The sequence below is a fragment of the Micromonospora sp. BL1 genome (genome assembly GCF_003667485.1).
Lineage (GTDB): Bacteria > Actinomycetota > Actinomycetes > Mycobacteriales > Micromonosporaceae > Micromonospora > Micromonospora tulbaghiae.
Genome location: NZ_RCVK01000293.1, coordinates 1 through 3,590, shown reverse-complemented (window position 1 = coordinate 3,590; position 3,590 = coordinate 1). Strand labels below are relative to the sequence as shown.

At 74.1% G+C, this 3,590-nt stretch carries 5 protein-coding genes and 1 pseudogene; 5 read left to right on the top strand and 1 reads right to left on the bottom strand.

Features of this window, described 5'->3' with window-relative positions:
* Window positions 1-49 precede the first annotated feature (49 nt).
* Entirely contained in the window at window positions 50-970 is a 921-nt protein-coding gene (locus EAD96_RS21995) for a proline dehydrogenase family protein (RefSeq protein WP_120572957.1), read from the top strand.
* A gap of 1 nt (window position 971) precedes the next feature.
* Here EAD96_RS21995 and EAD96_RS21990 read toward each other — a convergent pair whose 3' ends face one another.
* Window positions 972-1,376 (bottom strand): VOC family protein, encoded by a 405-nt coding sequence (locus tag EAD96_RS21990; protein WP_121685624.1) that lies wholly within the window; start codon window positions 1,374-1,376, stop codon window positions 972-974.
* A gap of 76 nt (window positions 1,377-1,452) precedes the next feature.
* Between EAD96_RS21990 and EAD96_RS21985 the strand changes: the two genes are divergently transcribed.
* The 4 genes and pseudogenes from EAD96_RS21985 to EAD96_RS21970 form a co-directional block, all read left to right on the top strand.
* Entirely contained in the window at window positions 1,453-2,247 is a 795-nt protein-coding gene (locus tag EAD96_RS21985) for an alpha/beta fold hydrolase (RefSeq protein ID WP_121685623.1), read from the top strand.
* Entirely contained in the window at window positions 2,240-2,809 is a 570-nt protein-coding gene (locus tag EAD96_RS21980) for a TetR-like C-terminal domain-containing protein (protein ID WP_121685622.1), read from the top strand. Before EAD96_RS21985 ends, EAD96_RS21980 begins: the two co-directional genes overlap by 8 nt.
* Window positions 2,806-3,141, top strand: coding sequence for a YrdB family protein (locus tag EAD96_RS21975; protein ID WP_121685621.1), 336 nt, complete (start codon window positions 2,806-2,808; stop codon window positions 3,139-3,141). Before EAD96_RS21980 ends, EAD96_RS21975 begins: the two co-directional genes overlap by 4 nt.
* A 115-nt stretch (window positions 3,142-3,256) precedes the next feature.
* Window positions 3,257-3,590 (top strand): annotated as a pseudogene (locus tag EAD96_RS21970) (hypothetical protein); the annotation flags it as partial.

Below are 3,590 nucleotides of genomic sequence, written 5' to 3'. Positions count from 1 at the left end.
CCTCGGACGCACCCGGCGGGGGCCCGGTGGTGAGCGTTACGCTCGGCTCATGCTCCGTTCCGTCATCCTCGCCGCCTCCCGGTCTTCCCAGGTGGAGCGGCTCGTCGCGACGGCCCCGTTCACCCGGGACGTCGTCCGCCGGTTCGTCGCCGGCGCCGCCACCGACGACGCGCTGCGCGCCACCCGCGAGCTGGTCGCCGACGGCCAAGCGGTCACCCTCGACTACCTGGGCGAGGACACCACCACCCCGGAGCAGGCGAACGCCACCCGGGACGAGTACCTCACGCTGCTGAGCCGCCTCGGCGCCGCCGGGCTCACCCCGGCCGCCGAGGTCAGCGTGAAGCTGTCCGCGCTGGGCCAGATGTTCGACGAGCAGCTCGCGTACGACAACGCGCGGGCGATCTGCGCGGCGGCCGACGCGGCGGGCACCACCGTCACGCTGGACATGGAGGACCACACCACCACCGACTCGACCCTGGACATCCTGGCGAAGCTGCGCAAGGACCACCCGTCGACCGGCGCGGTGCTCCAGGCGTACCTGCGGCGGACCGAGTCGGACTGCCGGGAGCTGGCGTCGGCGGGGTCGCGGGTGCGGCTGTGCAAGGGCGCGTACAAGGAGCCGGAGTCGGTGGCGTACCAGTCCGCCCGCGAGGTGGACAAGTCGTACGTGCGCTGCATGAACGTGCTGATGTCCGGCGACGGCTACCCGATGCTCGCCACGCACGACCCGCGGCTGATCGCGATCGGCGAGGACCGGGCGCGCTGGTTCGACCGCGACCCGGGCCGGTTCGAGTTCCAGATGCTCTACGGCATCCGCCCGGAGGAGCAGCAGCGCCTGGTCGGCGAGGGCTACACGGTGCGGACGTACGTCCCCTACGGCGACCAGTGGTACGGCTACCTGATGCGCCGGCTCGCGGAGCGCCCGGCCAACCTGGCGTTCTTCGGCCGCGCGGTGCTGTCGAAGAAGTGAGTCAGTCGTTCGACCAGGCCCGGATGCACAGCACGAGGCGGTAGCCGTCCGGGTCGGTCAACGTGACACCCCACCTGTCCCAGTACGGGCCGGCGGAGACCCTGGTCCCGCCGGCCCGTTCCAGTCTCGGGACCAGTTCGTCGTCGGCCGGGCCGTCGAGGTAGAGCACGAGCAGGTCCTCCCCGGTGGGGCGCGGCTCGACCGCGAGCGTCGGACCGCCGACCAGCTCCAGGTGCCAGCCGGCTCCGGGGAGGCCGAGCATCACCAGGTCGTGCTCGTCCGCGTGACCGCCCTCGCTCCGGTAGAGCACGTCCAGGCCCAGCCCCTGCGTCCAGAACCGTTCGGCGGCGGCGAGGTCGCGGCTCGGGCGGGCGAGGCGTACGTGGGTGTCGGCGGTGATCGGCATGCCCGGGATCGTGCGACCTCACCTCGGGTTGAGGTCAAGCTTGACGAGGTTGGCTAATGAGATTAGCTTTACGGCTATGACGGTTAGCCAGGTGGCGCGGGACGGCGGCACGATCGCGTACGAGGTGCACGGATCGGGCCCGCTCGTGGTCCTCGCGCACGGCATGGGGGAGAACCGGGCCGCCTTCCGGCACCTGACGCCCCGGCTGGTCGCGGCCGGCTACCGGGTCGCCTCAGTTGACGTCCGGGGGCACGGCGACTCCAGCCCGCACTGGCCCACGTACGCCCCCGAGCACGTCGGCGGCGACCTGCTCGCCGTGGTGCGGGCGCTCGGCGGCGAGCCCGCCACCCTGGTCGGCAGCTCGTCCAGCGCCGCCGCGGTCGTCTTCGCCGCCGCCGAGGCGCCGGAACTGGTCAGCGGCATCGTGCAGATCGGCGCGTTCGTCGGCACGCCGAAGCCGAACCCGCTGATGCGGGTCGCGCAGGCCGCCGTACTCCGTAGCCCTCGCCTGTTCGGGCTGTTCCACCGCACGCTGTTCCCGTGCGGGCGCCCGGCGGACGACGCCGCGTACCGCAGGGAGCTGGTCGCCAAGCTGCGCGGGCGGATGGCCGCGGTGCGCGGCGTGGTCGCACCGGCCGACCCGCACTGGACCGCGCGGGCGCCCGAGGTGCGCCGCCCGGTGCTGGTGCTGATGGGCACGAAGGACCCGGACTTCCCCGACCCGGGCGCCGAGGCGCGGGCCGCGCGCCGGCTGTTCGCCGTCGCCGAGGCGCGGATGATCGCCGACTCCGGGCACTACCCGCACGCCGACCAGCCCGACGCCACCGCCGCCGACCTGCTCGAGTTCCTGGCGGTGACCGCACGTGCCTAGGGCCGGCCTGACCCCGGCCAGTGTCGTGCGGGAGGCCGCCACGCTCGCCGACGAGGTCGGCTACGAGAAGCTGACGCTGGCCGCGCTCGCCGCCCGCCTCGGCGTCGCGCTGCCGAGCCTCTACAAGCACGTGCGGGGTGTGGACGCGCTGCACCAGAAGCTCGCCGTGCTCGCCACCGCCGAGATCGCCGACGTGCTCACGGCCGCCGCCGCGGGCCGGGCCGGTGGCGACGCGTTGCGCGCCGTCGCCGCCGCCTACCGGGCGTACGCGCGGCAGCACCCCGGCCGCTACCCGGCCGCCCAGCGGGCGCCCGACCCGGCCGACCCCGAACACCTGGCCGCCGGAGAACGCGCGGTCGGCGCGGTCCGGGCCATCCTGCTCGGGTACGGCCTCGACGGCGACGCCGCGACCGACGCCATCCGGATGTTCCGGGCCGCCGTGCACGGTTTCGTCGCGCTGGAGGCGGCGGGCGGATTCGGGCTGCCCCGCGACACCGACCGCTCCTTCGACCAGATGATCGCGGGTCTGGACCGCGCCTACCGTTCCTGGGAGGACCGATGACCGCGCTGCTGCTGGGCGTGATCTTCCTGCTGGAGCTGGCCGTGCTGGGCTCGGCCGGGTACTGGGGCTTCACGCTAGACGCCGGCTGGCCGCTGCGCCTGCTCGCCGGACTCGGTGCGCCGCTGGTGATCGCCGTGGGGTGGGGACTGTTCTGCTCACCGCGTGCCACCGTGACGCTGCCCGACCCGGCCAAGCTCGCCGTCCAGGCCGCCTGCTTCCTGACCGGCGGCGTGCTGCTGACCCTGGCCGGGCACGCGGCACCCGGCGTTGCACTGGTGGCCCTCTGGGCAGCCGACAAGACGGCGTTGACGCTGACCGGCACCCCGATCTGAGAGATCTTGGTACGAACCGGCCCCTATCAGGGCGCTTTCGTACCAAGATCTCGAGGCGAGGCGGAACACGGCGGGACTCTTTCCCGGAACGCCCGATTGGTCGTACCCTTCGCCGGTGACCGACGGCGACGAGCAGCCTCCCGGCCGGACGACGGACGGCGACGAGCCTCGTCCCACCGTCGACGCCGCCGACAAGGCGAGCGCCGCCGACACGAGCACCGTCCACGTCAGCGCCAGCGCCGACCACGCGGCCGACGCGAGCACCGCTGACGTCAGCGCCGCCGAAACCACCGCCGACGCCGCCCGCGCGGCCGACGCGAGCGCCGCCAACCTCAGCGCCGCCGAAACCACCGCCGACGCCGACCGCGCCGACGCCGACCGCGCCGCCGACGCCGACCGCGCCGACGACGCCGACCGCGCCGACGCCGCCAGCGCGTGCCCATCTCCAC

Bases quoted from the DNA above. Each gene is read 5' to 3' on its own strand.
- EAD96_RS21995 (WP_120572957.1), top strand. From the start codon at position 50: ATGCTCCGTTCCGTCATCCTCGCCGCCTCCCGGTCTTCCCAGGTGGAG.
- EAD96_RS21985 (WP_121685623.1), top strand. From the start codon at position 1,453: ATGACGGTTAGCCAGGTGGCGCGGGACGGCGGCACGATCGCGTACGAG.
- EAD96_RS21975 (WP_121685621.1), top strand. From the start codon at position 2,806: ATGACCGCGCTGCTGCTGGGCGTGATCTTCCTGCTGGAGCTGGCCGTG.
- EAD96_RS21990 (WP_121685624.1), bottom strand. From the start codon at position 1,376: ATGCCGATCACCGCCGACACCCACGTACGCCTCGCCCGCCCGAGCCGC.